Annotated in this window: 28 protein-coding genes and 1 pseudogene; 27 read left to right on the top strand and 2 right to left on the bottom strand. The window is 40.8% G+C overall.

Annotated features, from left to right (window positions below; genetic code table 11):
• Nucleotides 1–208 precede the first annotated feature (208 nt).
• The 12 genes from D2A30_07550 (at nt 209) to D2A30_07495 (ending at nt 8,244) form a co-directional block, all read left to right on the top strand.
• Nucleotides 209–1,936 (top strand): ABC transporter ATP-binding protein, encoded by a 1,728-nt coding sequence (locus D2A30_07550; GenBank protein ID ULL21436.1) that lies wholly within the window; start codon nt 209–211, stop codon nt 1,934–1,936.
• Nucleotides 1,936–3,675, top strand: coding sequence for an ABC transporter ATP-binding protein (locus tag D2A30_07545; protein ID ULL21435.1), 1,740 nt, complete (start codon nt 1,936–1,938; stop codon nt 3,673–3,675). The genes D2A30_07550 and D2A30_07545 overlap by 1 nt, the downstream gene beginning before the upstream one ends.
• Before the next feature lie 533 nt (nt 3,676–4,208).
• The gene (locus D2A30_07540) at nt 4,209–4,454 is read left to right on the top strand and encodes a GlsB/YeaQ/YmgE family stress response membrane protein (protein ULL21434.1); all 246 of its coding nucleotides are present in this window, start codon (nt 4,209–4,211) and stop codon (nt 4,452–4,454) included.
• A gap of 54 nt (nt 4,455–4,508) precedes the next feature.
• Nucleotides 4,509–4,754 (top strand): GlsB/YeaQ/YmgE family stress response membrane protein, encoded by a 246-nt coding sequence (locus D2A30_07535; GenBank protein ULL21433.1) that lies wholly within the window; start codon nt 4,509–4,511, stop codon nt 4,752–4,754.
• A gap of 54 nt (nt 4,755–4,808) precedes the next feature.
• The gene (locus D2A30_07530) at nt 4,809–5,054 is read left to right on the top strand and encodes a GlsB/YeaQ/YmgE family stress response membrane protein (protein ULL21432.1); all 246 of its coding nucleotides are present in this window, start codon (nt 4,809–4,811) and stop codon (nt 5,052–5,054) included.
• A gap of 54 nt (nt 5,055–5,108) precedes the next feature.
• Nucleotides 5,109–5,354 carry a GlsB/YeaQ/YmgE family stress response membrane protein gene (locus D2A30_07525; GenBank protein ULL21431.1) on the top strand — a complete coding sequence of 82 codons (246 nt, stop codon included), beginning with the start codon at nt 5,109–5,111 and terminating at the stop codon, nt 5,352–5,354.
• A 21-nt stretch (nt 5,355–5,375) separates the two neighbouring features.
• On the top strand, nt 5,376–5,951 hold the full coding sequence (gene amaP, locus D2A30_07520) for an alkaline shock response membrane anchor protein AmaP (GenBank protein ULL21430.1): 576 nt from the start codon (nt 5,376–5,378) through the stop codon (nt 5,949–5,951).
• A 10-nt stretch (nt 5,952–5,961) separates the two neighbouring features.
• Complete coding sequence (locus tag D2A30_07515; GenBank protein ULL21429.1) at nt 5,962–6,147, top strand: DUF2273 domain-containing protein; 186 nt, start codon at nt 5,962–5,964, stop codon at nt 6,145–6,147.
• Nucleotides 6,148–6,169: 22 nt separating this feature from the next.
• On the top strand, nt 6,170–6,673 hold the full coding sequence (locus D2A30_07510; GenBank protein ID ULL21428.1) for an Asp23/Gls24 family envelope stress response protein: 504 nt from the start codon (nt 6,170–6,172) through the stop codon (nt 6,671–6,673).
• 22 nt (nt 6,674–6,695) lie between these two features.
• Nucleotides 6,696–6,896, top strand: a complete 201-nt coding sequence (locus D2A30_07505; GenBank protein ID ULL21427.1) for a CsbD family protein — start codon at nt 6,696–6,698, stop codon at nt 6,894–6,896.
• A gap of 32 nt (nt 6,897–6,928) precedes the next feature.
• Nucleotides 6,929–7,453 carry an Asp23/Gls24 family envelope stress response protein gene (locus tag D2A30_07500; protein ULL21426.1) on the top strand — a complete coding sequence of 175 codons (525 nt, stop codon included), beginning with the start codon at nt 6,929–6,931 and terminating at the stop codon, nt 7,451–7,453.
• A gap of 140 nt (nt 7,454–7,593) precedes the next feature.
• Entirely contained in the window at nt 7,594–8,244 is a 651-nt protein-coding gene (locus D2A30_07495) for a GntR family transcriptional regulator (protein ULL21425.1), read from the top strand.
• 133 nt (nt 8,245–8,377) lie between these two features.
• On the opposite strand, the gene D2A30_07490 is transcribed toward D2A30_07495, so the two are convergent.
• Nucleotides 8,378–8,803: a MurR/RpiR family transcriptional regulator gene (locus tag D2A30_07490; GenBank protein ULL21424.1), complete on the bottom strand. Its 426-nt coding sequence runs from the start codon at nt 8,801–8,803 to the stop codon at nt 8,378–8,380.
• 94 nt (nt 8,804–8,897) lie between these two features.
• On the opposite strand from D2A30_07490, the pseudogene D2A30_07485 reads away from it, so the two are divergent.
• The 15 genes and pseudogenes from D2A30_07485 to D2A30_07415 all read left to right on the top strand — a co-directional run bounded on the left by D2A30_07485 (nt 8,898) and on the right by D2A30_07415 (nt 21,377).
• Nucleotides 8,898–9,122, top strand: a pseudogene (locus D2A30_07485) (rRNA maturation RNase YbeY).
• Between the two features lie 83 nt (nt 9,123–9,205).
• Nucleotides 9,206–10,123, top strand: a complete 918-nt coding sequence (locus D2A30_07480; protein ID ULL21423.1) for a hypothetical protein — start codon at nt 9,206–9,208, stop codon at nt 10,121–10,123.
• A gap of 29 nt (nt 10,124–10,152) precedes the next feature.
• The gene (locus D2A30_07475) at nt 10,153–11,214 is read left to right on the top strand and encodes an alpha/beta hydrolase (protein ULL21422.1); all 1,062 of its coding nucleotides are present in this window, start codon (nt 10,153–10,155) and stop codon (nt 11,212–11,214) included.
• Nucleotides 11,215–11,432: 218 nt separating this feature from the next.
• Nucleotides 11,433–11,930: an rRNA maturation RNase YbeY gene (gene ybeY / locus D2A30_07470; protein ID ULL21421.1), complete on the top strand. Its 498-nt coding sequence runs from the start codon at nt 11,433–11,435 to the stop codon at nt 11,928–11,930.
• Nucleotides 11,911–12,312, top strand: coding sequence for a diacylglycerol kinase family protein (locus tag D2A30_07465; protein ULL21420.1), 402 nt, complete (start codon nt 11,911–11,913; stop codon nt 12,310–12,312). The genes ybeY and D2A30_07465 overlap by 20 nt, the downstream gene beginning before the upstream one ends.
• A 16-nt stretch (nt 12,313–12,328) precedes the next feature.
• Nucleotides 12,329–13,228 (top strand): GTPase Era, encoded by a 900-nt coding sequence (locus D2A30_07460; GenBank protein ULL21419.1) that lies wholly within the window; start codon nt 12,329–12,331, stop codon nt 13,226–13,228.
• Between the two features lie 956 nt (nt 13,229–14,184).
• Entirely contained in the window at nt 14,185–15,012 is an 828-nt protein-coding gene (gene mutM / locus D2A30_07455; GenBank protein ID ULL21418.1) for a DNA-formamidopyrimidine glycosylase, read from the top strand.
• Nucleotides 15,005–15,607, top strand: a complete 603-nt coding sequence (locus D2A30_07450) for a dephospho-CoA kinase (protein ID ULL21417.1) — start codon at nt 15,005–15,007, stop codon at nt 15,605–15,607. Before mutM ends, D2A30_07450 begins: the two co-directional genes overlap by 8 nt.
• The gene (locus D2A30_07445; GenBank protein ULL21416.1) at nt 15,594–16,799 is read left to right on the top strand and encodes an MFS transporter; all 1,206 of its coding nucleotides are present in this window, start codon (nt 15,594–15,596) and stop codon (nt 16,797–16,799) included. The genes D2A30_07450 and D2A30_07445 overlap by 14 nt, the downstream gene beginning before the upstream one ends.
• A complete protein-coding gene (rpmG, locus tag D2A30_07440) occupies nt 16,799–16,948 on the top strand; it encodes a 50S ribosomal protein L33 (GenBank protein ID ULL21415.1) in 150 nt (49 codons plus the stop codon). Before D2A30_07445 ends, rpmG begins: the two co-directional genes overlap by 1 nt.
• A gap of 46 nt (nt 16,949–16,994) precedes the next feature.
• Nucleotides 16,995–17,228 carry a preprotein translocase subunit SecG gene (gene secG, locus D2A30_07435; GenBank protein ID ULL21414.1) on the top strand — a complete coding sequence of 78 codons (234 nt, stop codon included), beginning with the start codon at nt 16,995–16,997 and terminating at the stop codon, nt 17,226–17,228.
• A 263-nt stretch (nt 17,229–17,491) separates the two neighbouring features.
• Entirely contained in the window at nt 17,492–19,861 is a 2,370-nt protein-coding gene (rnr, locus tag D2A30_07430; protein ID ULL21413.1) for a ribonuclease R, read from the top strand.
• 2 nt (nt 19,862–19,863) lie between these two features.
• Nucleotides 19,864–20,331 (top strand): SsrA-binding protein SmpB, encoded by a 468-nt coding sequence (gene smpB, locus D2A30_07425; GenBank protein ULL21412.1) that lies wholly within the window; start codon nt 19,864–19,866, stop codon nt 20,329–20,331.
• A 349-nt stretch (nt 20,332–20,680) separates the two neighbouring features.
• On the top strand, nt 20,681–20,890 hold the full coding sequence (locus D2A30_07420; GenBank protein ID ULL22013.1) for a type II toxin-antitoxin system HicA family toxin: 210 nt from the start codon (nt 20,681–20,683) through the stop codon (nt 20,888–20,890).
• A gap of 37 nt (nt 20,891–20,927) precedes the next feature.
• Complete coding sequence (locus D2A30_07415; protein ULL21411.1) at nt 20,928–21,377, top strand: type II toxin-antitoxin system HicB family antitoxin; 450 nt, start codon at nt 20,928–20,930, stop codon at nt 21,375–21,377.
• 158 nt (nt 21,378–21,535) lie between these two features.
• On the opposite strand, the gene D2A30_07410 is transcribed toward D2A30_07415, so the two are convergent.
• A complete protein-coding gene (locus D2A30_07410) occupies nt 21,536–22,579 on the bottom strand; it encodes a Zn-dependent alcohol dehydrogenase (protein ID ULL21410.1) in 1,044 nt (347 codons plus the stop codon).
• Nucleotides 22,580–22,644: the final 65 nt, after the last annotated feature.

Genomic DNA, 22,644 nt, shown 5'->3' with positions numbered 1-22,644 from the left:
AAAATTATCCGTTGTCAACTTGCCTTGATGAGTGAAAAGCTCCAGTGGAGCTTTTCAGCCTGTTACCTTGAAACAAGAAAGTAACAGAGTTCCATCTTCGACTTCGTATCCAAGGCTACTTTTGATTTTCATTGAGTATAACGTCTATCAATTGTTGCTTATTGAATAAAGTGGCAAATGGCAGGCTGGAGATTTGTAAAGGAGATATATGTTTCGATTAATTTTTGATTATATCAAGCGTCATAAGTGGCTCTATTTATTGGTTGCCGTGACCTTGATTATTTATGATGCCACGCTTTTGGTACCGACGCAAATGATTCAACGGATGGTTGATATACTAACAAAAAATGAATTAACGCAAGCAATTTTAGTTCAGGATATGACGCTCTTGTTGCTCGTGACTTTGCTGAACTATGCTATGGCATTTATTTGGCACCTTAAACTATTTCAGGCTTCCGTTAACTTCAAGTTTGATATGCAACAACGGGCATTCAAAAAATTGGTCACCATGCGAACACCATTCTATGAGAAATTTCGCTCAGGAGATGTAATGACCCGTTTTTCAACGGATGTGGATGGCTTGATGGAGATGGTCGGCTACGGTCTCATGATTGTCGTCTATGCAGGCGGCATGCTAGCCTTTATCATCCCAACCATGTTCTTCATTGACTGGAAGATTTCTACGGTTGCTTTGCTTCCGATGCTGTTCATGACACTTTGTATATTTTTTATCGGAAGAAAACAAGATAAGGCGATTGACGCGAATAGGGACGCTGTAGCTCAACTCAATAATGAAGTTTTGGAAGTCATCGAAGGGATTCGAGTGACTCGGGCTTATGGTAAGAAAGAGACTCAAAAAGCTCAATTCCAAGCACGCACCAAACAATTAGCACAAGGTGGTGATCGTATCACCTCACTTCAATCTATATACAATCCACTAGCGACTGTTTGTTTAGGTTTATCAACGATTATAGTACTTGTAATGGGAGCACAGGCCGTGAAGACAGGGCAATTAACACTCGGACAAATCATTGCACTGCAACTCTATGTCAGTTCGCTCTTAGAGCCCTTCTGGACACTGGCAGATTTTATCCTCGTTTATCAAACTGGCAAGACATCTTTCGAAAAATTGCAAGAGCTAATAGAGACTGGTGATGATTTGGAAGTGGATGGGGCTAAGGAAATAGCAGAGCTGGCGAGTATTGCTTTCAAGGATTACAGCTTCCGATATCCTCAGGCGGAAAGAGCCAGCCTACAGGACATTAATTGGACCCTACTAGCTGGACAGACCGTTGGAATCGTCGGAAAAACAGGATCTGGAAAAACGACCTTAGTCCGCCAATTCCTCCGTCAATATCCTATTGGTCAGGGTGATTTCACCATAAATAATCAATCAGTATTGGACTATAAACGCGCTAGCCTTGAAGAAAAAATTGGTTATGTTCCACAAGAACACATTCTCTTTTCTAAGTCTGTCGGAGAAAACATTGCACTCGGTAAAGTAGATAGTAGTTCTGAAGAGATTGAACAAGCCATTGTTACGGCTGCATTTGATCAAGATTTAAAACGGATGAGTGATGGGCTTAACACTATGATAGGTGAACGTGGGGTGTCTATTTCGGGTGGTCAAAAGCAACGGATTTCTATTGCGCGTGCATTCTTACGGGAGCCAGATTTGCTAATCCTAGATGATTCCTTATCTGCAGTGGATGCTCGGACTGAACGCCAGATTATCCAAAATATTCAAAAAGAACGTGCCGGTAAAACCAATGTCATCGTGACGCATCGTCTATCTGCTGTCAACCATGCTGATTGGGTGTTGGTTCTGGATGAGGGCCGTATCGTTGAAGAAGGGCGTCCCGCTGATTTGCTTGCCCAAAAAGGTTGGTATTATGAACAATACCAGCGACAACAAAGCCAGGAAGGAGGAGAGTAATGACTATTTTAGGATTTTTATTAAAACAAATCAAACGCATCAAATGGATATTTATTATAGCAGTAGTTTTCTATTTACTAGCTTCAACCCTGGTTCAATTGGCTCCTCTGTTGATTCAGCAGGCTATCGATGGGCCAATTACAGATTTGAGCAAGGGTTTGCCATTTGATGAAACTGTTTTTTTGACTCAGTCAGCTCAATATATGGGGATGACAGTCCTAGGAGCCATTGGTTTTTACCTGTCCATGCGCTTACTCATGCATTGTGCCAATCGGATTGCAGAAAATCTTAGAAATCAAGCCTATGATGTGATGCAGCGGTTGCCTATTTCATATTTTGATGATAAACCAGCAGGGAAGATTGCAACTAGAATTGTCAATGATACAGAGACACTGCGAACTCAATTTTATGGTACTTTAGTTTATGCCTTTAACAATTTCGTTCGACTGGTATTTACATATGCTGTTCTTTTCTACATGAATCGTAGTTTGGGTTGGCTGATGTTGCTGCTGATTCCTCTATATATTGGAATTCAATTTGCTTATAAAAAAATGACTGACAAGCCCATGAAGGACTTCTATGATGCCAGGAGTGATGTGAATACTCAGGTAAATGAAACCATGAACGGTGCTAGTTTGATTCAACTCTTTGGACAAGAAGAAAGAAGTATGCAAGAGTTTGAAGCTACTGCTGACAAGATGCGTCGTGCAGACAACAAGATGATTTGGGCTCAGTCTCTCGCAACTTGGAATTTGAGTGGCTTCTTACAAAATTTAGTGATTACAGGGATTTTGACGGTAGTTGGTTATCAATTTCTCAAGGGCCATCCTGGAGTTACAGCCGGGAGACTCTTTGTTTATGTTAATTACATTGAGGGAATCTTCATCGCATTAGGTGCCTTGGTTCAGCAATTTCCAAATATGCTTCGTTCTTTTGAAACTGGTAAGCGTCTAATGGCTCTTTTAGAAGAAGAGGCGGAACCTGATAGCGAGCATGATTTGGAAGTAAATCAAGGTCAAGTCGTGTTTGAAAATGTGAATTTTAGTTATGAAGAAAACAAACCAGTTTTGAGAGATATTTCTATTCGGGCTGAAAAAGGTGAAACAGTTGCTTTGGTGGGACATACGGGTTCTGGAAAGTCATCCATTATGAACCTCCTCTATCGTTTCTATGATCCACAGGCGGGTCGCGTATTGATTGATGGGAAAAATATTCGTGACTATTCTCGTGAAAGCCTTCGTAGTCACATGGGGATTGTTTTACAAGATCCCTATCTCTTTACAGGAACGATTGCAAGTAATGTTTCCATGAATGAGGAAACAGCAGACAAAACACGAATTTTGCAAGCCCTGGAAAAAGTTGGAGCAGGGCCGATGCTATCTCGTTTAGAGAAAGGGATTGATGAACCTGTAGTTGAGAAGGGAGCGGCCTTTTCAAGTGGAGAGCGCCAGCTGATTGCCTTTGCTCGGACGCTCTACTCTGATCCTAAAATCCTCATTTTGGATGAGGCAACTTCTCATATTGATACGGAGACGGAAGAAATTATCCAACATGCCATGGAAGTGGTGAAAGAAGGCCGAACAACCTTTATCATTGCACACCGACTCTCTACCATTCAAAAAGCAGATCAAATCTTTGTCTTGGATCAGGGTCGAATCATTGAGCATGGCAAACACGAAGACTTGATTGCGTTTGGTGGCACCTATTCTCAAATGCATGAGATTCAAGCAAGGGTGTAAGGACTAAAAATCTTTAGTTGGCAAAGACAGCCAGTCGAGGTGGGAATTTAGATCCTCAACCCAAATATGTTTATTCATTCAACTATGAAAGAATTGTCATACAACTCGAAATATCAAAGTGTTTCTACATTATGAAATCCAGTTTGGAACAACTGGATTTTTTTGAACCATTTTTTTAAAAGTGACAACCTAAAATGAAAAATAGATTGTAATGATAAATGATTTAATTATTTTTATCAATCTTATCATTTGATTTATTAGACGATCCGATAAATTTACATTATTTAATAAAAAAAATATATAGAAAAAAGTCTTTTAAAACAAGGGTTTTAGACTGTTTTTGTAAAAAAATATTAAAATAGTAGGCAGAAAACTTGCATAGTGCCAACTTAAATGATAAACTAACAATATAAAGTTAAACAAATGTTGTCACTCTTAATTATAAAACTACTTGAACGATTAAACAAGTGTTGGTTACTCTTAAAAGTGATAAATTGGTTTTTCTACTATTTTTAATTAAAGGAGAATACATTATGGGATTCATTTGGACACTTATCGTAGGTGGAGTAATTGGTGCAATTGCAGGGGCAATCACCAATAGAGGTGGCTCAATGGGCTGGATTGCCAATATTGTAGCCGGTCTCGTCGGTTCATCCATTGGTCAAGCAGTTTTTGGATCATGGGGTCCATCATTTGCAGGAATGGCACTTGTTCCATCGATTCTAGGTGCGGTTATCGTAGTAGCAGTTGTATCTTTCTTCGTGGGTCGTAAGGCGTAGACGAAGTAAGCACACAGTTTTAAAAGATATTAGATGTATTGAAAGAGGTTTATTATGGGATTCATTTGGACATTAATCGTAGGTGGAGTAATTGGTGCAATCGCAGGAGCGATTACAAATAAAGGTGGCTCAATGGGCTGGATTGCCAATATTGTAGCAGGACTGGTTGGTTCATCCATTGGTCAAGCAGTTTTTGGATCATGGGGTCCATCATTTGCAGGAATGGCACTTGTTCCATCGATTCTAGGTGCGGTTATCGTAGTAGCAGTTGTATCTTTCTTCGTGGGTCGTAAGGCGTAGACGAAGTAAGCACACAGTTTTAAAAGATATTAGATGTATTGAAAGAGGTTTATTATGGGATTCATTTGGACATTAATCGTAGGTGGAGTAATTGGTGCAATCGCAGGAGCGATTACAAATAAAGGTGGCTCAATGGGCTGGATTGCCAATATTGTAGCCGGTCTCGTCGGTTCATCCATTGGTCAAGCTCTTTTAGGTCATTGGGGTCCATCATTTGCAGGAATGGCACTTGTTCCATCCATTGTTGGAGCGGTAATCGTTGTAGCAGTTGTTTCCTACTTCGTGGGTCGTAAGGTGTAGACGAACTAAGCACACAGTTTTAAAAGATATTAGATGTATTGAAAGAGGTTTATTATGGGATTCATTTGGACATTAATCGTAGGTGGAGTAATTGGTGCAATCGCAGGAGCGATTACAAATAAAGGTGGCTCAATGGGCTGGATTGCCAATATTGTAGCCGGTCTCGTCGGTTCATCCATTGGTCAAGCTCTTTTAGGTCATTGGGGTCCATCATTTGCAGGAATGGCACTTGTTCCATCCATTGTTGGAGCGGTAATCGTTGTAGCAGTTGTTTCCTACTTCGTGGGTCGTAAGGTGTAAGCCTTCTAGAAAGAGTTGCCTATGACAAAGTTAGTTAAGTGGGGATATGTATTAGTGGCATTACCTCTGTTTGTTTTACTTGGCTTAATTGCCATCCGGTATTCGGAGGTTGTCACTTTGCCGAGTGAGGTAGCAGGATTCCTACCGCAATGGTATCTTCATGACCAATCTAATCATGTAATTTCACTATTCCTTTTCTGGGGATCACTTACTTTTATGCTTGCATTATTAATTGTCAGTCTAATATTCTTCTTGTGGCCAAAGCGTTATACAGAAATTGATTTGTCAGTTGAAAAGAATGGTAAGCTTTTATTGAAAAAATCTGCCATAGAAGGTTTTGTAAAATCAATTGTTTCAGAAAATGGAGTAATGGCTGATCCTTCAGTACATGTTTCTCTATATAAGAAACGCTTTAAGGTGAAAGTGGTAGGACAAATGCGTTCGAGAACTGCAGCTGTTCAACAAATGTCTAACTTGGAACAGGAGATTCGAGAAGGTTTAGAGAACTTTTTCGGCTTGACTCGTCCAGTACAATTCTCGGTTGCTGTTAACGAAATTCAAGATTCTAAGAGTAGACTGGTTTCTCGGGTAGAATAGTGGGGTGTGTATGAAAGAGATAAATCATTGGAAATATCCTATTTTGGGAGCTGGAACTGGTCTTTTATTGGCGGTACTTTTCCTTACCCTTGGGTTCCTTAAAACATTGCTTGTATTATTTTTAATGATACTTGGGGCACTGGTGGGTTCTCTCGTTCAACGATCAGGTATTTTAGAATATATTTTGAGAAAGTAATACAAAATTTTGGAGGATGAATATGACTGAACAAAAGAAAGTTTCTGTAATTCGTGGAGAATTAACATATGCTGATAAAGTCATTGAGAAAATGATTGGAATTGCCTTAGAGTCAGTAGACGGCTTGTTGGAGGTCAGTGGTGGATTTTTCGCAAACCTGAAAGATAAATTAGTCAATAGCGACCAGCCGACAACGGGTGTAAACGTTGAAGTTGGTAAAAAACAAGTTGCTGTAGACCTTTCTATTATTGCAGAGTATAAAAAACACTTACCAACTATCTATAAAGATATGAAAGCTATTATTGAGTCAGAAGTGAAAGCCATGACAGATTTGGATGTGGTTGAAGTGAACGTTGAAGTGGTTGATATCAAAACTCGTGAACAATATGAAGCCGATTCAGTAAGTTTAAAAGATAAAGTTACAGATGCTGCTAGTTCCGCAGTTGGATTTACGACAGCTCAAGTAGATAAAGCTTCAAAGGGTGTTGAAGACATTACAAGTGGCAAAGAACCACGTGTCATTTAAGTGAATAGAGGAGGAAAAAATTATGTCAGTAGATAAATTGAATGCAAAAAAAGATGAATTTGTTGGAACAGCAAAGAAAGTTGCTGGTAAAGTGACTGGAGATAAACACTTGGAAAATGAAGGTAAGATTGAAGAATTAGCAGGAAAAGCTGGTTCCATCTTAGCTGATGCAAAGGATACTGTAAAAGGTGCTCTTGATGGATTGAAGAATTCCAATAAGTAAGGATTACGAAAAAAGAAAGCAAGGTGTTACTCATGGCGGAAATTACAGAAGTAGAACAAACATTGATAAAGGGAACAGTGACATACGCAGATCAGGTCATTGAAAAAATGGTTGGTCACGCTTTGCAACATGTTCCAGGTTTATTGTCAATTAGTGGTGGATTTTTCACAGATATCAAAAATAAATTGATTAATAGCTCAGATGTCCGAGAAGGTATTAATGTAGAAGTCGGTAGCAAACAAGTTGCAACGGATTTGAAAATTGTGGTAGAATATGGAAAAGATATTCCTGAAATCGTCGAAACAATGAAGTCTATTATCGGTACAGAAGTGAAGAAAATGACCCACTTGGAAGTGGTTGAAGTCAATGTTGAAGTCGTGGATATAAAGACACGTGAAGAGTTTGAGGCAGAATCTGTGACCTTACAAGATCGTGTAGCTAGTGCTACTCAAGCTACAGGTGAGGTTATAGGCAATCAAGCTAGTAAAGCTGGCGATTTCGTCACGACTCAAACAGAAGTGGTAAAAGATAAACTTGAATCATCACGTGTTCAATAATCACGTGTTCAATAATCACGTACACATTTTCGTGCGATAAGAGACAACTAGCTAGGTAAAAGATGTGTTATCTAGCTAGACGATGGGAGTGAGATGATAGCATCTCGCTCTTTTTCTGTTTGTGAAAGGAGAACAAAAAAATGCCAAATCGTAAGATGGTAAAAACATCAAAATATCAGCAAATTGCAGTTGGAGTTGCTCAAAGAATCGTGAGCGGGGAGTATAAAGTGGGTGAACGAATCAAATCTCGTTCTACATTAGCCAGTATGTTTGCTGTTTCTCCTGAAACAACTCGGAAAGCTTTAAATATCTTGGCTGATTTGAATATTGTTTCCGTCAAACACGGTAGTGGAGCCATTGTCTTGTCCAAAGAAAAGGCTCAAGATTTTTTGGATAATTTTGAAATGACCAACTCATTGGTTACGCAGAAAGATAGAATTCTTGAGAAATTGGATCAACAGGAGCTCATGCTGAAAGAATTACGTGGTATGGTTTCTATTTACCTAGATCAGACCAAGCGTGTCCAAAAAAAGTATCCCCTTGACCCATATGGATTAAAGTTGACCTCGGATTCTGACTTATTGGGGAAACAATTAACAGAAATCCGAGTTTGGCATCATACAGGAGCTGTGATAGTAGGAATAGAAAGAAATGAAGACTTGCTAATTGCTCCCAGTCCGTATCAAACATTGGAAAAGGATGATTTGATTTATTTTGTTGGTGAGGAAGAAAGCTACACAAGGGTGAAGAATTTATTCAATTTGCATGAAAAACAAAAATCGGCGAAATAAGTTGATAGACCAGAAAGAAATTGTACATGAAAGCTTTAATTTTTGATGTAGATGATACCTTATATGATCAAATTCAACCGTATTATCAATTGATTAAAAACCAGTAGGTCTAGCGGGTATGAATTGTTCGGAATTATGGTTTACAGGAACTACCGATCCCATAGAAGTAGACGCGCTTGCTGTTGTCAATTAATTTTGCAATTTCTTCTAGCTTTTCTTCATCCACTAGGTTATTGGTAGCTGCCAATATTTGATCATAATCCATCAACACTTTCTTAGTTAGGCTACGCTGAATATGGTCGAAATGTTTTAACAAATACTGGTGATCTTTTTGATAGGTGAAAACAAATTCTCTATAACCTGAGAAACCGCATTTTTTAGCGAATCGTGTGAGCGCAGATGGTGAAAACGTGAAGAGTGGCTGTAGTGAACTCCATGTTAAATCTGCATCAACAGGATCCAATTGCGTGAAATAGCGGGCAATTTCTTGTTCCAACTCAGTCATTTCGTCCATGTTGGATTCAATAATGGCAATGATATTTTTTCCTGTTGCTATCATAGTGACTTACCCTTTAGTACGATGGTTTGTAATTAAAAATCCGCTTTATTCCCTTTTTTGGTATAATGGACTTGTATAGAAGGAATGTAATAAGATATATATTGAAATGGTAGATGAAACAGGAAAAGTTCCTGTGAAAATGCAAGAACAAATCATAGAATTGCTCCAATTTGCAGCTAAAAAAATCGGTAAACAAAACAAAGAAATGGCTGTGACATTTGTAGATAATGCCCGTGTGCATGAAGTAAATTTGGAATATCGAGGCATTGATCGCCCCACAGATGTGGTTAGTTTAGAGTACAAACCCGAATCAGAAATATCTGTAGCGAAAACTTCAAGATAGACAAAGATGCCACGAACAAGCTGTTTGATGCGATTGCAGCTTATTTTGGCAATGAGTATATGGAAGTTTTCGCTACAGATATTGGTGATTGGGTTATGGAACTGACCAATTCTGAAGGAATGACATACAAATTCAGAGGCTCTCTGTGTGCCGACTTCGACTATGAAGGTAAAGATTTATCCGACCTCGTCCGTGATACAGTGGGTATGGATGATTTGTATGTGTTTGATGGAAACTGCAAACCGGATGTGATAACAAAAGTCACCTTAGATTACCACAGGCTGACAAAAATTGAACCACGACACAAACCGGAAGATGCAGATTGGAAATTTGTAACCTGGGATTATACCGAGCATTTGTTTATCGACAGAGAAACGGAAACATTAGAGCATATTCAGAATATCGGTACAGGATGTAAGGTTTCACGTAAGTATGAAATCGAAGGCGGAATCGAGAGTCTGCTTGAGAATTTTGATGCAGAAGAGTTGTTTAGTCACATCGAAGGAAATCCTGATGATGTAATAGATACACCAAACGAAACCAAGGATTATACAATAACCATCGAGTATAAGAAAAATCCGAGCCGTACCATTGCGGGTAGCTACGATAAAAACGGTCTGCCGGAGGACTTCGCAGATTTTGCGGAAACGGTGTTTGAGTTCATTCGTTTCTATGGTTTAGGAGAAATACTTGACCCATCAGTTTATGGCAAAGTAAAACGGCGCAAATCAGAATACATCTTTTGCAGCGTTACTTTTGATGAAGGTTACAAGAGTTATTATTATCTGACAGATGATGATAGCATTGAAATTGGTGACTTCGTGCTTGTGCCTGCAGGTAAGGATAACCATGAGGCGGTTGTAGAGGTAGTGAATATTGAGTATTTCAGTGAAGAAAATGTGCCTCTACCTATTGAAAAAACAAAGAGAATCATCCGTAAGTGTACGGACGAGGATTTCGACCCGTCTGTAGCGTAAGCGGAAAATTTGAATTTGGTGGTGAGAAGATGAAGAAAAAATGCAAAATTTTTAGAATTATTAAATGGATAGCAGTAGTGATTTTATCATTGCTTACGGTGTTCTTTTTAGTTAGAGCAATCGGAAAGGCTATCTATAATCAAACTCCTGCTGGTGGTATCAATGAGTCAATGTATATTGATGTTAATGGGACAAAGCAGTGGATTAGTATTTATGGAGAGGATATAGATAACCCAGTCTTGTTATATTTACATGGAGGGCCCGGGTCTTCAACAAGTCATTTGGATTATGTGATTACAAGAAAATGGGCAGATGTATATACGATAGTAACTTGGGACCAGCGTAATTGTGGGAAAAGCTATAACATAGAGCAGAAGGATGTTACTTTGACAAAGGACTTGTTTTTAACTGACGGGAAAGAAGTTACAGAATATGTATTGGATTATCTATCAAAGGATAAATTGACCATATTAGGACATTCTTGGGGAAGTATATATGGGGCAAATTTGGTGCTTGAATACCCGGAGTATTATGAATGTTTTATTGGAGCAGGGCAACTTGTAGATTGCTTGGAGAATGAAGAAGCATTCAAACAAGAAGCCTATATATGGGCACAAAATGATGAGGAAATGCTGAATTTGGTAGACCAGTTGACACCAGATAATGAGACGGTAGAACATTTTTCTGTCAAAAACAAGATTATGCAAAAATATGGCTATGATACGATGGCAAATGGTGCTGATTATAATTTGATTTCAACGATAGTATTTAATCCATACTATTCCGTTAGCGATTGGATTCAATTCCTAAATACAGATATGAGCACCTATTTGGATTTTTATTCTTCTGATGAATTTGCAAGCTTTTCACTTAAGGATAAAGTTGAATATCAAGTGCCTTTTTATAATATAAACGGTGATAAAGATTATCAAACGAATTACAAATTGGCACAAGAATATTTCGAAGAAGTAAATGCACCGTATAAACAGATGTTTATAATGGAAAATATGACACATGGATTATTAGAGTCTGATTCAGAAGGTTTTTCTGAGATTGTGCATCAAATTGCAGAAATAGAAAAAGAACGCTAAAATTTCAGTTTTATGGATATGTTTCCACAAACGACTAAACAACGGAAAAGGCTATGGATATGTTCCCACGCTCGTAAAATCAGCAAAGACATTCAGCCTATCCTATCAAGCCATACTGACTTACCCTTTAGTACGATGGTTTGTAATCATTAAACTATAAAAATCCGCTTTATTCCCTTTTGTGGTATAATGGACTTGTATAGAAGGAATGTAATAAGATGTATATTGAAATGGTAGATGAAACAGGAAAAGTTCCTGTGAAAATGCAAGAACAAATCATAGAATTGCTCCAATTTGCAGCTAAAAAAATCGGTAAACAAAATAAAGAAATGGCTGTGACATTTGTAGATAATGCACGTGTGCATGAAGTAAATTTGGAATATCGAGGTATTGATCGCCCCACAGATGTGGTTAGTTTAGAGTACAAACCCGAATCAGAAATTGTCTTTGATGAAGAAGATTTGGTGGACAATCCTGAATTGGCTGAAATGATGGAAGATTTTGATGCCTATATTGGTGAATTGTATATTTCAATTGATAAGGCGCGTGAACAGGCTGAGGATTATGGACATAGCTTTGAGCGTGAAATGGGATTTTTAGCCGTACATGGCTTCTTACACATCAATGGTTACGATCATTATACGCCAGAAGAAGAAGCTGAGATGTTTGGTTTACAAGAAGAAATTTTAACTGCTTATGGACTTACGCGAGAATAATTCAAAAAATCGGTGGAAAAACCGAGAATTGATGTCGAGTCTGGATTTTGCTGTATCAGGACTCATAACCACTTTTAAAGAAGAGCGCAATATGCGTAAGCATGCTGTATCGGCTATATTAGTCATTTTGGCAGGCTTGGTTTTCCAAGTATCGGTGACAGAGTGGCTATTTCTTTTGTTGAGTATCAGCTTAGTTATCGCATTTGAGATTGTCAATTCTGCCATTGAAAATGTGGTGGACTTGGCTTCTGATTATCATTTTTCCATGCTGGCCAAAAATGCAAAAGATATGGCGGCAGGGGCAGTCTTGTTTGTATCAGGATTTGCATTACTAACAGGGCTCATTATTTTTGTACCTAAAATTTGGAATTTTATATTTTAAGAATGAAGGAGAATTCATGACATTTAAGTCAGGATTTGTGGCGATTTTAGGTCGTCCAAATGTAGGAAAATCCACTTTCCTCAACTATGTAATGGGGCAAAAAATTGCCATCATGAGCGATAAGGCTCAAACCACCCGTAATAAAATTATGGGGATTTATACCACGGATGAAGAGCAAATTGTTTTTATTGACACGCCAGGAATTCACAAGCCCAAGACAGCCCTAGGTGATTTCATGGTGGAATCAGCCTATAGCACTCTTCGAGAGGTAGATACAGTTCTGTTTATGGTACCCGCGGATGAAAAGCGTGGCAAGGGCGATGATATGATAATGGAACGGCTAAAACAGGCAAATGTTCCAGTTATCTTAGTGGTTAATAAGATTGACAAAGTCCATCCAGACCAACTATTAGAGCAGATTGATGATTTTCGCCATCAAATGGATTTCAAAGAAATTGTACCAATTTCGGCAACTCAGGGTAATAATGTCAATCGACTTATGGAAATTCTGAAGGAAAACCTGGACGAAGGATTCCAATATTTCCCTGCGGACCAAATCACTGACCATCCCGAACGTTTTTTGGTGTCTGAGATGATTCGTGAGAAAGTCTTGCATCTGACTCGTGAGGAAATTCCGCACTCAGTTGCCGTTGTCATTGAGTCCATGAAACGCGATGAATTTACCGACAAAGTCCACATTCGCGCGACGATTATGGTAGAGCGTGATAGCCAAAAAGGCATCATCATTGGTAAGCAAGGAGCTATGCTCAAGAAAATTGGCTCCATGGCCCGTCGTGACATTGAATTGATGCTTGGTGACAAAGTCTTCCTCGAAACCTGGGTTAAAGTCAAGAAAAACTGGCGAGACAAAAAACTCGACCTTGCTGACTTTGGGTATAACAAAAAGGAATATTAATAAGGTTCGGGGAACCTTATTAACCCGAGCCTAGAAATTGGAGAGCGAGGAAGGTTCGGAGGTTTGAAACCGTCTGGGAATAGACTGTTTCAGCTGGTCACCTAGAAATGCGAAAGTGACCATGTGAAAACCCAAACCTAGAGAAATTTGATAACTTGTCCATTCTCGCTTATACTCTGCTTTCAAATCTATTAATGAAAAGATAAAAACACCACTTTTGTGGTGTTTTCCGTCGTAATGGTATGGTAAATGAAGATTAAAACAGTTAATGAACAGACTCTTTCTATCTGGGCTTCTTTTGCTAGTCAGGTTTCTATTTTTGTTTTATTTTGTAATTTTGTTAGAAAGGACGAGTGTTGCGTACTTGAACCCGAGCTAAAAGCTCGGAAAATAGATAGAGCTCCTTGTGTGCAAGTCACACAGCGTCGCTCTCCTTTTATCTTGTTATCTTAATTTAGAAAGGAAAGCCGACTAGGTGTTGGAATTGAACCCGCCTACGACTCTTTGAAAAAAGACAACCGTGACCTAGATGCCGAAGCACCGTCGGTCAGGTTTCTATTTTTGTTTTATTTTGTAATTTTGTTAGAAAGGACGAGTGTTGCGTACTTGAACCCGAGCTAAAAGCTCGGAAAATAGATAGAGCTCCTTGTGTGCAAGTCACACAGCGTCGCTCTCCTTTTATCTTGTTATCTTAATTTAGAAAGGAAAGCCGATTAGGTGTTGGAATTGAACCCGCCTACGACTCTTTGAAAAAAGACAACCGTGACCTAGGTGCCGAAGCACCGTCGGTCAGGTTTCTATTTTTGTTTTATTTTATAATTTTGTTAGAAAGGACGAGTGTTGCGTACTTGAACCCGAGCTAAAAGCTCGGAAAATAGATAGAGCTCCTTGTGTGCAAGTCACACAGCGTCTCTCTCCTAATTTTCAGTCGCTTTTTACGCTCTTGGTATCGTATATTGCCTGAGTTACCTGAGGTGGAGACGGTTCGTCGTGGTTTGAATCGGTTGGTTAAGGGGAAGGTCATCACCAAGGTGAAGGTGACCTATGCTCCGATGGTTAAGACTGGTATAGACGTATTCTGTCAGGATTTAATTGGTCAAGAAATACAGCATGTGGATCGTCGTGGCAAGTATCTGTTAATCTATCTGACGGATTTTGTGTTGATTTCTCATTTGCGTATGGAAGGAAAATACAACTATTTTTCAGAAAATGTTCCGAAAAATAAGCATTTTCATGCCTTTTTTACATTTTCAGATGGGTCGACGCTGGTTTATCAAGATGTTCGTAAGTTTGGGACCATGGAATTGCTTGGGAAAGCGGATGTTGAGGCCTATTTTCTCAATCGAAATCTTGGCCCCGAACCGACAGAGGAAGATTTTGACTTGGAGGTATTCAAGACCAAACTGGCACGTTCCAAAAAACCTATTAAAGCCCATCTCTTGGATCAGTCTTTAGTGGCTGGTTTGGGCAATATCTATGTAGACGAGGTTTTGTTTAGAGCTAAGATTCATCCAGCTCAAGCTAGTTGTCGACTTACGGAGAGACAGGCAGAAGACCTGCGTCAAGCTGTAATTGCAGTGTTGCAATTAGGGATTGAAAAAGGTGGTTCTACGATTCGGACATACAAGAATGCCTTGGGGATGGATGGAACCATGCAAGAATATTTACAAGTTTATGGAAAGACAGGACAGGCTTGTCCTCGCTGCCAGACAGAGATTGTGAAAATCCAGTTAGGCGGTCGTGGAACACATTTCTGTCCCACGTGTCAGGTGAACAATGACTAAGGTAATTGGATTAACAGGTGGAATTGCGTCAGGAAAATCAACTATAACGGATTTCCTACGCCGACAGGGCTATCCGGTCATTGATGCGGATCAAGTGGTTCATGAATTGCAAGCAAAGGGTGGTAAACTCTATCAGGTTCTTGTCGCAGAGTTTGGTAACTCAATTCTAACGGCAGAAGGGGATTTGGATCGGAAAAAATTAGGTCAAGCAGTCTTTGAGAATGTTGGACTAAGAGCACATTTGTCTCTTTTGCAGGACAAGATTATCAGGGAGGAATTGCTGGCTAGAAGGGATGCTCTTAAGCAGACTGAGGAGGTAATTTTCATGGATATCCCTTTGCTGTACGAGGCGGATTATAGCGGGGAAGTGGATGAAGTCTGGCTGGTTTATGTCGATAAGGCGCAGCAGTTGGAACGGCTTATGAAGCGCAATGGTTTTTCTGTTCAAGATGCTGAAAATCGACTGAATGCGCAGCTTTCTTTAAAAGAAAAACGAGCGAAGGCTCAGGTATTAATTGATAATAGTGGTGTCGTCGAGGAGACATTAGCAAGGGTCGCACTACTTTTGGAGGATTTGCAGGATGGACGACAGTAGTAGTTATTGGAAACAGAATTTGAAGGTGGCTTGGTTGGGAAATTTCCTGACGGGAACGAGTTTTACCTTGGTTATGCCGTTTATATCAGTGTTCGTGGAAGAATTGGGTGTAGGGCCTGGTTTGGTGGAATATTATGCGGGGCTTGCTGTATCAACGAATGCTCTTGCAGCGGCCTTGATGGCACCGATTTGGGGGAGTTTGGCTGACCGCTATGGGCGCAAGCCTATGATGGTTCGGGCGGCTTTTGTTATGATCTTTACCATGGGTGGAATGGCTTTTGTTCCCAATGTTTTCTGGCTTCTTGTTTTACGTGTGTTAAATGGTGTCTTTACGGGTTATATCCCAAATGCGACAGCGCTAATTGCTAGTCAAGTTCCAAAAGATAAGACAGGTTATGCTCTAGGAACGTTATCAACTGGTGCTGTAGCCGGAAATTTGATTGGTCCGACTCTAGGTGGTGTCTTAGCTGAAATGTTTGGAGTCCATACTGTATTCTTGTTGGTTGGTCTTCTTTATGCTATAGTAGTAATATTGACTGTGTTCTATATCCGAGAGGATTTTGTACCAATTAAGAAGAGCGATGCCTTACCTGTCAAAGAAGTTTTTGCTCAGGTAAAAGACCGAAAAATATTAGTGGGACTCTTCGTGACCTCTATGGTTATCATTGCTGCGGCACAAGCAGTCGTTCCTATTTTGACTCTTTACGTTCGTCATTTGGGACAAACCGATAATTTACTCTTTGTGGCTGGTTTTATCATTTCTCTTCCTGGAATGGCATCTTTGGCGACATCGGGTTACCTTGGTAAGTTGGGTGACCGAATCGGCAATCATCGACTCTTGTTAATGGCTCTTACCTATAGTCTATTGATTAATGTTTTCTGTGTTTTTGCGGAAAATCCATTTCAATTAGGTTTGCTACGATTTTTGTATGGTTTTGGAACTGGGGCGCTCTTGCCATCTGTCAATTCATTACTGACCAAGTTGACCCCAAAAGAAGGTATATCAAGAATTTTTGCTTATAACCAACTTTTTAATAATTTGGGTTCTGTAGTTGGTCCGATGATGGGGTCGGCAGTCGCAGCCCATATGGGCTATGATTGGGTATTTTACCTATCCAGTGGATTGGTCCTCTTTAACCTAATCTGGTCTTTGACCAACTTTAGAAATTACTTGAAAGTAAGGGATATTTAGTGAGAGTTAAAATCAATTTACAATGTTCAGAGTGTGGTAGTAAAAACTATCTGACCAGTAAAAATGCCAAGACCCATCCTGATAAGATTGAGGTCCTAAAATACTGCCCAAAAGAGAGAAAAGTTACACTCCATCTTGAAACCAAATAAATTTTATGCTATAATGAATGGAGTTATTATAGAAAGAGAAAAAAATATGTATCAAGCATTATTAACCATTCTGTTGATTTTATCTGTTATTCTTATAGCCATGATTCTTATCCAACCAGCAAAAAACCAATCAAGTAACGTTTTTGATGCTTCAAGTGGAGCCCTCTTTGAGCGTGCAAAGGCGCGTGGTTTTGAAGCCGTTATGCAGCGTACTACAGCCATCCTTATCTTTTTGTGGTTGTTAGATGCTGTCGCGCTAGTAATCATTTCTAGTAAGTAGATAGACAGACTGGGACTTGTTCTTGGTCTATTTTTTTGGGAGTGGGCCAGAACTCGACAGATGTAAAGGAGTTCCCCTCACTTCCGTATTGATTGGTTCGGGCTTCTATGGTCACTTTCTTATTTTTAGGTGACCAGCTGAAACAGTTCACTGAACTGTTTCACTCCAAAGGATTGTTGGAGCAATCAACCACTGCGTCTTAATGATGACGCAAACTAAGAGAAATAGTGTTAGATTTTTATCCAGCACTTTGGTAAGTATAAATGAAAAACGAAATTATTAACTATATTAAAGAAGTTGGGCCTGTTACCATGGAGCAATTAGCGGATCAGTTTGGAGCTGGTTCTGCTAAGAGCTTTACCGATTTGGTCAAGCTAGTTTCTTCTATGGAAGGTCAGCGGAAACTGGTTTTCGACCAAGATGGAAGAATTGCTCTTCCAGCGCCCAAGGTTACTAGAAATAGAGTAATCTTGCAGGGCATTTTCCATGCCCACAAGTCTGGTTTTGGATTTGTGACCATTGATGAGGAGGAAGATGATCTCTTTGTCAGTCGTGACAATGTTAACTTTGCTATCGAGGGTGACAGAGTTGAGATTGCAATTAAAAAGGTTGCAGATCGTCTCAAGGGAACTGCCGCAGAAGCGGAAGTCATTGATATTTTAGAACATAGCCTGAAAACTGCGGTGGGCTTGATTGTTTTTGATGAAGACAGGCCCGAGTATTCAGGCTACATCAAGTCTAAAAACCAGAAAATCGCTCAGAAGATTTACATCAAGAAGTCACCTTTGGTATTGACCGGAACGGAAATCCTCAAAGTCGACATTGAAGCCTATCCAAATAAGAAACGGGACTATTTTGTTGCGACCATTCGGGATGTGGTGGGACATAAGGATGATGTAGGGATCGATGTCTTGGAAGTTTTGGAATCCATGGATATCGTGTCGGAATTCCCTGATGAAGTCTTGGCGGAGGCTGATCGAGCGCCAGAAAGTCCGTCTGAGAAGGACTTTGAAGGCCGTTTGGATCTGCGGGATGAAATCATCTTCACCATTGACGGTGCGGATGCCAAGGACTTGGACGATGCTGTCCATATCAAGCAACTCAAGAACGGTAATCTGGAACTGGGTGTCCATATCGCTGATGTCAGCTATTATGTCACGGAAGGCTCAGCCTTGGATCAAGAGGCCATCAAGCGTGGGACTTCTGTCTATGTGACCGACCGTGTGGTGCCAATGTTGCCAGAACGTTTGTCAAATGGTATTTGTTCCCTTAATCCAAATGTGGATCGCCTGACCCAGTCGGCTATTATGGAAATTGACCATAAGGGCAAGGTGGTTAAGCACTGGATTGGCCAGACAGTTATTAAAACCACCTTCCGCATGACCTATTCTGATGTCAATGACATGATTGCAGGAAATCAGGAAAAGCTTGCTACATACAAGGCGATCGTGCCAAGTGTTGAGCTCATGGTCAAACTCCATGAGACGCTGGAAGCCATGCGCTACAAGCGTGGGGCTCTGAACTTTGATACATCTGAAGCCAAAATCATCGTCAACAAGGATGGTCTGCCAGTAGATATTCAACTGCGTCAACGGGGTATTGCCGAACGGATGATTGAGTCCTTCATGCTGGCTGCCAACGAGTGCGTTGCCGAGCATTTTGCCAAGCTTGACCTTCCTTTCATCTATCGGATCCACGAGGAGCCTAAGTCAGAAAAGTTACAGAAGTTCATCGACTATGCGACAAGCTTTGGCTTGACGGTTTACGGTACGGCTAGCTCTATCAGCCAGGATGCCCTTCAAGATCTTATGGAGCGGGTCAAGGATGAACCCTATGCGGATGTCCTCAACATGATGTTGCTGCGTTCCATGCAGCAGGCGCGCTACTCAGAGCAGAACCACGGGCACTACGGACTGGGTGCGGAGTTTTACACCCACTTCACCAGTCCTATCCGCCGCTATCCCGACCTGCTGGTTCACCGTATGGTGCGGGAATATGGTCACAATCCTGCGGAAAAAGCAGAGCATTTTGAGCAGGTAATTCCTGAGCTTGCCAAGTCTTCGTCCAGTTTAGAACGCCGTGCTATCGATGCAGAGCGGGAAGTCGAAGCCATGAAGAAGGCAGAGTTCATGCAAGAATTTGTCGGGCAAGAGTTTGATGGTGTCGTGTCTAGCGTGGTCAAGTTTGGTCTCTTTGTTGAGTTGCCAAATACAGTTGAAGGACTGATCCATGTTACCAACCTCAACGAGTACTACCAGTTCCACGAGCGGACTCTAACCTTGCAGGGTGAGAAATCTGGTCGTGTCTTCCGTGTCGGTCAGCCAATCCGAATTAAGCTAACGCGGGCGGATAAGATGACAGGGGAAATCGATTTTGCCCACGTGCCGTCCGAGCTGGATCTTGTCGAGAAGAATCTAAAGGCGAAACGGAAAACAATGAGTCATTCAAACCGCGATCGTGATGATCGGTCAGGGCGAGGACGAGGCAAAAACCGTAAAAAGGAAGCTGTTGGTCGCGACAGCGGACGTCACAAGTCTGGAAAAGACAGCAAATCAAAGTCTGGAGCAACTGACAAGAAAAAGAAACCATTTTATAAAGAAGTGGCGAAAAAGGATAAGAAGAAAAGGAGATAGGTATGGCCAAGGGTGAGGGCAATGTGATTGCGCAGAATAAAAAAGCCCGTCACGACTATACCATTGTGGATACAGTGGAGGCGGGGATTGTCCTTACGGGGACAGAGATTAAGTCCATTCGTGCGGGGCGGATCAACCTTAAAGATGGTTTTGCCCAAATAAAGAATAGTGAGGCTTGGTTGGTTAATGTTCATATCGCTCCCTATGATGAGGGCAATATCTGGAACCAAGAGCCAACACGAACTCGCAAGCTTCTCCTGCGAAAGAAGCAGATTGCAGATTTGGAGAATGAAGTCAAGGGAACTGGGATGACCCTTGTTCCTCTCAAGGTCTATATCAAGGACGGCTTTGCCAAGGTCTTGATTGGGCTTGCTAAAGGGAAGCATGACTACGACAAGCGGGAGTCCATCAAACGCCGTGAGCAAGACCGTGATATTAAACGGACCATGAAGGCGATTAATAATCGATAAGAACTGGGAGAAATCCTGGTTTTTTTTTTGAAAATAAACCCTCATACTCTTCGAAAATCAAAATCAGACGTTGTTGACTTGATTTGATGAGTGTCAAGCTCCAGTGGATCCTAACAGCCAGTTCCCTTGAAATATAAAAAGGAGAATGTTCTGTCTATACAAGTTGAATCGAACTACGTTCGCCTATTTCCAACCTCTAAAGGTTCCCCGAACTTTAGAGCAAGTCAGATTTTGATTTCCATTGAGTATCAGAGCCAGAGTTTGGAGGCTATTTACATTGATTATCAGTCACAAATTTCAGACATTTTCTGAATCTTTGTGGTTGAATACGTGTAATACGTATGGTATAATAATCTTGTCAGGAGGTAAAAGCGCTATGCCTATGACACAAAAAGAAATGGTTAAGCTACTTACCGCCCATGGTTGGACAAAAACCAAAGGCGGTAAGGGGTCACACGTGAAACTTGAAAAAGCAGGCGAGCGACCCATAACCATTCCCCACGGTGAAATAAACAAATATACCGAAAGGGGTATCAAAAAGCAAGCAGGGCTGTTATAACAACAGCCTACCGCTTGTTTTCATTTGGAGGTAAACTATGCTTGTCACTTATCCAGCTTTATTTTATTTTGATGATACAGACGGAGCTAACGCGCCCTACTTTGTAACATTCCCTGATTTTGAGCATTCAGCAACTCAAGGCGAGGATATGGCGGACGCTATGGCAATGGCTAGCGATTGGTTAGGCATGAACTTAGCTGATTATATCGAGAATGGACGAGACATTCCTACCCCGTCTTCTATAAATACTTTGTCATTAGTAGATAATAACCCTTTCCATGATGAGGATTTTGAGATGGTTTACGATTCTAGCAAGTCTTTTATCTCCATGGTGATGGTGGATGTTGCAAAGTATTTGGGCAGTCAAGAGCCAGTAAAGAAAACACTCACTATCCCACGCTGGGCAGACACTCTAGGACGTGAACTAGGATTGAATTTCTCACAGACCCTCACGGATGCAATTGCAGATAAAAAGATCCATGCTTAACACTTGCTTCTGTTATTGCAAATGTTGAAACTGGACCTTTCTACTTCCATTGAGTATTAGTAGTTCTAATGAGTGGGATGGTTCCGTTTTTATCTTTCTACTAATTATACGAAAACCCCCAAAGTTTATGTAAACTTCAGGGGTTTTGTTCTATTTTCTTACTCCACTGTTACCATTGCTTTAATGGTTTTGCGGTTTGCCATATCTTTGTAGGCTTGGTCGATACTGTCTAGGCTGTAAGTCTGAGTAAAGACACGGCCTGGGTTAATGTCGCCTTTGAGAACTGCATCGAGCAGGATTTCTTTGTCATAGGTTGTGACGGAAGCAGATCCACCGCCGATGATGATATTTTGAGCAAAGGTTGAGCCGAGCGCGTGGTTATTGTAATGAGGAACGCCAACGAAACCAACACGGCCACCGTTATGTAGGACACCGAGGGCTTGTTCGATGGAGGCTTCTGTACCGACACATTCAAGAGCAGCATCAGCGCCACCGCCAAGAAATTCACGAACTTTAGCAATACCTTCTTCACCACGTTCTGCTACAATGGCAGTAGCACCTGATTCAAGAGCCATTTGCTGGCGGTCAGCATGGCGGCTCATCATGATAATCTGAGAAGCCCCGCGCATTTTTGCAGCAATAACAGCACATTGACCAACTGCACCATCACCGATGACAACAACCTTGTCACCAGGTTTGACATCTGCAACACGCGCAGCATGGTAGCCAGTTGGCATCACGTCAGCCAAACTAAGAAGAGATTTGATCATACCTTCAGAATAATCACTCGGTTGGCCAGGGATTTTTACAAGAGCCCAGTTGCCATAGTGGAAACGGATATATTGTGATTGGTAATTGTTGCCCCAGTTCGTATAACCAGGGTGGTTGTCACAAGTTCCGTCAAAGCCAGCACGACAGGCATCGCAATGCCCACACCCATGTGTAAATGGAACAATAACAAAATCACCAGGTACAAAGGTAGTGATATCTTCGCCAACCTCTTCTACAATACCAATGGCTTCATGCCCAGTATTGGTATCACCATGATCGTGATGAATATGTTCCCCATAGTTCCAGAGGTCTGAACCACAGACACAGGCGCGAACAACCTTGATAATGACATCATCTTTCGCTTGAATGCTTGGTTTCTCGATATCTGTAACTGTCATTTTACCAGCTTTTTCATAAATAGCAGTCTTCATATTGAATACCTTGTTCTACTTGTCTTAATAGTAGAACTCCTTCCTTGTCAATTAATAGCCAACCC

The organism is Streptococcus suis, from assembly GCA_022354845.1.
Taxonomy (GTDB): Bacteria; Bacillota; Bacilli; order Lactobacillales; family Streptococcaceae; genus Streptococcus; species Streptococcus suis_AA.
This window is presented reverse-complemented; position numbering and strand designations above follow the sequence as displayed.

Excerpts from the sequence above, each read along its gene's own strand:
- D2A30_07460 (ULL21419.1), top strand. The coding sequence starts at position 12,329 with ATGACATTTAAGTCAGGATTTGTGGCGATTTTAGGTCGTCCAAATGTA.
- D2A30_07445 (ULL21416.1), top strand. The coding sequence starts at position 15,594 with ATGGACGACAGTAGTAGTTATTGGAAACAGAATTTGAAGGTGGCTTGG.
- D2A30_07540 (ULL21434.1), top strand. The coding sequence starts at position 4,209 with ATGGGATTCATTTGGACACTTATCGTAGGTGGAGTAATTGGTGCAATT.
- D2A30_07500 (ULL21426.1), top strand. The coding sequence starts at position 6,929 with ATGGCGGAAATTACAGAAGTAGAACAAACATTGATAAAGGGAACAGTG.
- D2A30_07510 (ULL21428.1), top strand. The coding sequence starts at position 6,170 with ATGACTGAACAAAAGAAAGTTTCTGTAATTCGTGGAGAATTAACATAT.
- D2A30_07515 (ULL21429.1), top strand. The coding sequence starts at position 5,962 with ATGAAAGAGATAAATCATTGGAAATATCCTATTTTGGGAGCTGGAACT.
- D2A30_07535 (ULL21433.1), top strand. The coding sequence starts at position 4,509 with ATGGGATTCATTTGGACATTAATCGTAGGTGGAGTAATTGGTGCAATC.
- D2A30_07475 (ULL21422.1), top strand. The coding sequence starts at position 10,153 with ATGAAGAAAAAATGCAAAATTTTTAGAATTATTAAATGGATAGCAGTA.
- rnr (ULL21413.1), top strand. The coding sequence starts at position 17,492 with ATGAAAAACGAAATTATTAACTATATTAAAGAAGTTGGGCCTGTTACC.
- D2A30_07545 (ULL21435.1), top strand. The coding sequence starts at position 1,936 with ATGACTATTTTAGGATTTTTATTAAAACAAATCAAACGCATCAAATGG.
- D2A30_07410 (ULL21410.1), bottom strand. The coding sequence starts at position 22,579 with ATGAAGACTGCTATTTATGAAAAAGCTGGTAAAATGACAGTTACAGAT.
- D2A30_07465 (ULL21420.1), top strand. The coding sequence starts at position 11,911 with ATGGACTTACGCGAGAATAATTCAAAAAATCGGTGGAAAAACCGAGAA.
- D2A30_07550 (ULL21436.1), top strand. The coding sequence starts at position 209 with ATGTTTCGATTAATTTTTGATTATATCAAGCGTCATAAGTGGCTCTAT.
- D2A30_07490 (ULL21424.1), bottom strand. The coding sequence starts at position 8,803 with ATGATAGCAACAGGAAAAAATATCATTGCCATTATTGAATCCAACATG.
- D2A30_07505 (ULL21427.1), top strand. The coding sequence starts at position 6,696 with ATGTCAGTAGATAAATTGAATGCAAAAAAAGATGAATTTGTTGGAACA.
- D2A30_07415 (ULL21411.1), top strand. The coding sequence starts at position 20,928 with ATGCTTGTCACTTATCCAGCTTTATTTTATTTTGATGATACAGACGGA.
- D2A30_07450 (ULL21417.1), top strand. The coding sequence starts at position 15,005 with ATGACTAAGGTAATTGGATTAACAGGTGGAATTGCGTCAGGAAAATCA.
- ybeY (ULL21421.1), top strand. The coding sequence starts at position 11,433 with ATGTATATTGAAATGGTAGATGAAACAGGAAAAGTTCCTGTGAAAATG.
- smpB (ULL21412.1), top strand. The coding sequence starts at position 19,864 with ATGGCCAAGGGTGAGGGCAATGTGATTGCGCAGAATAAAAAAGCCCGT.
- D2A30_07480 (ULL21423.1), top strand. The coding sequence starts at position 9,206 with ATGGAAGTTTTCGCTACAGATATTGGTGATTGGGTTATGGAACTGACC.
- D2A30_07495 (ULL21425.1), top strand. The coding sequence starts at position 7,594 with ATGCCAAATCGTAAGATGGTAAAAACATCAAAATATCAGCAAATTGCA.
- secG (ULL21414.1), top strand. The coding sequence starts at position 16,995 with ATGTATCAAGCATTATTAACCATTCTGTTGATTTTATCTGTTATTCTT.
- D2A30_07530 (ULL21432.1), top strand. The coding sequence starts at position 4,809 with ATGGGATTCATTTGGACATTAATCGTAGGTGGAGTAATTGGTGCAATC.
- D2A30_07525 (ULL21431.1), top strand. The coding sequence starts at position 5,109 with ATGGGATTCATTTGGACATTAATCGTAGGTGGAGTAATTGGTGCAATC.
- amaP (ULL21430.1), top strand. The coding sequence starts at position 5,376 with ATGACAAAGTTAGTTAAGTGGGGATATGTATTAGTGGCATTACCTCTG.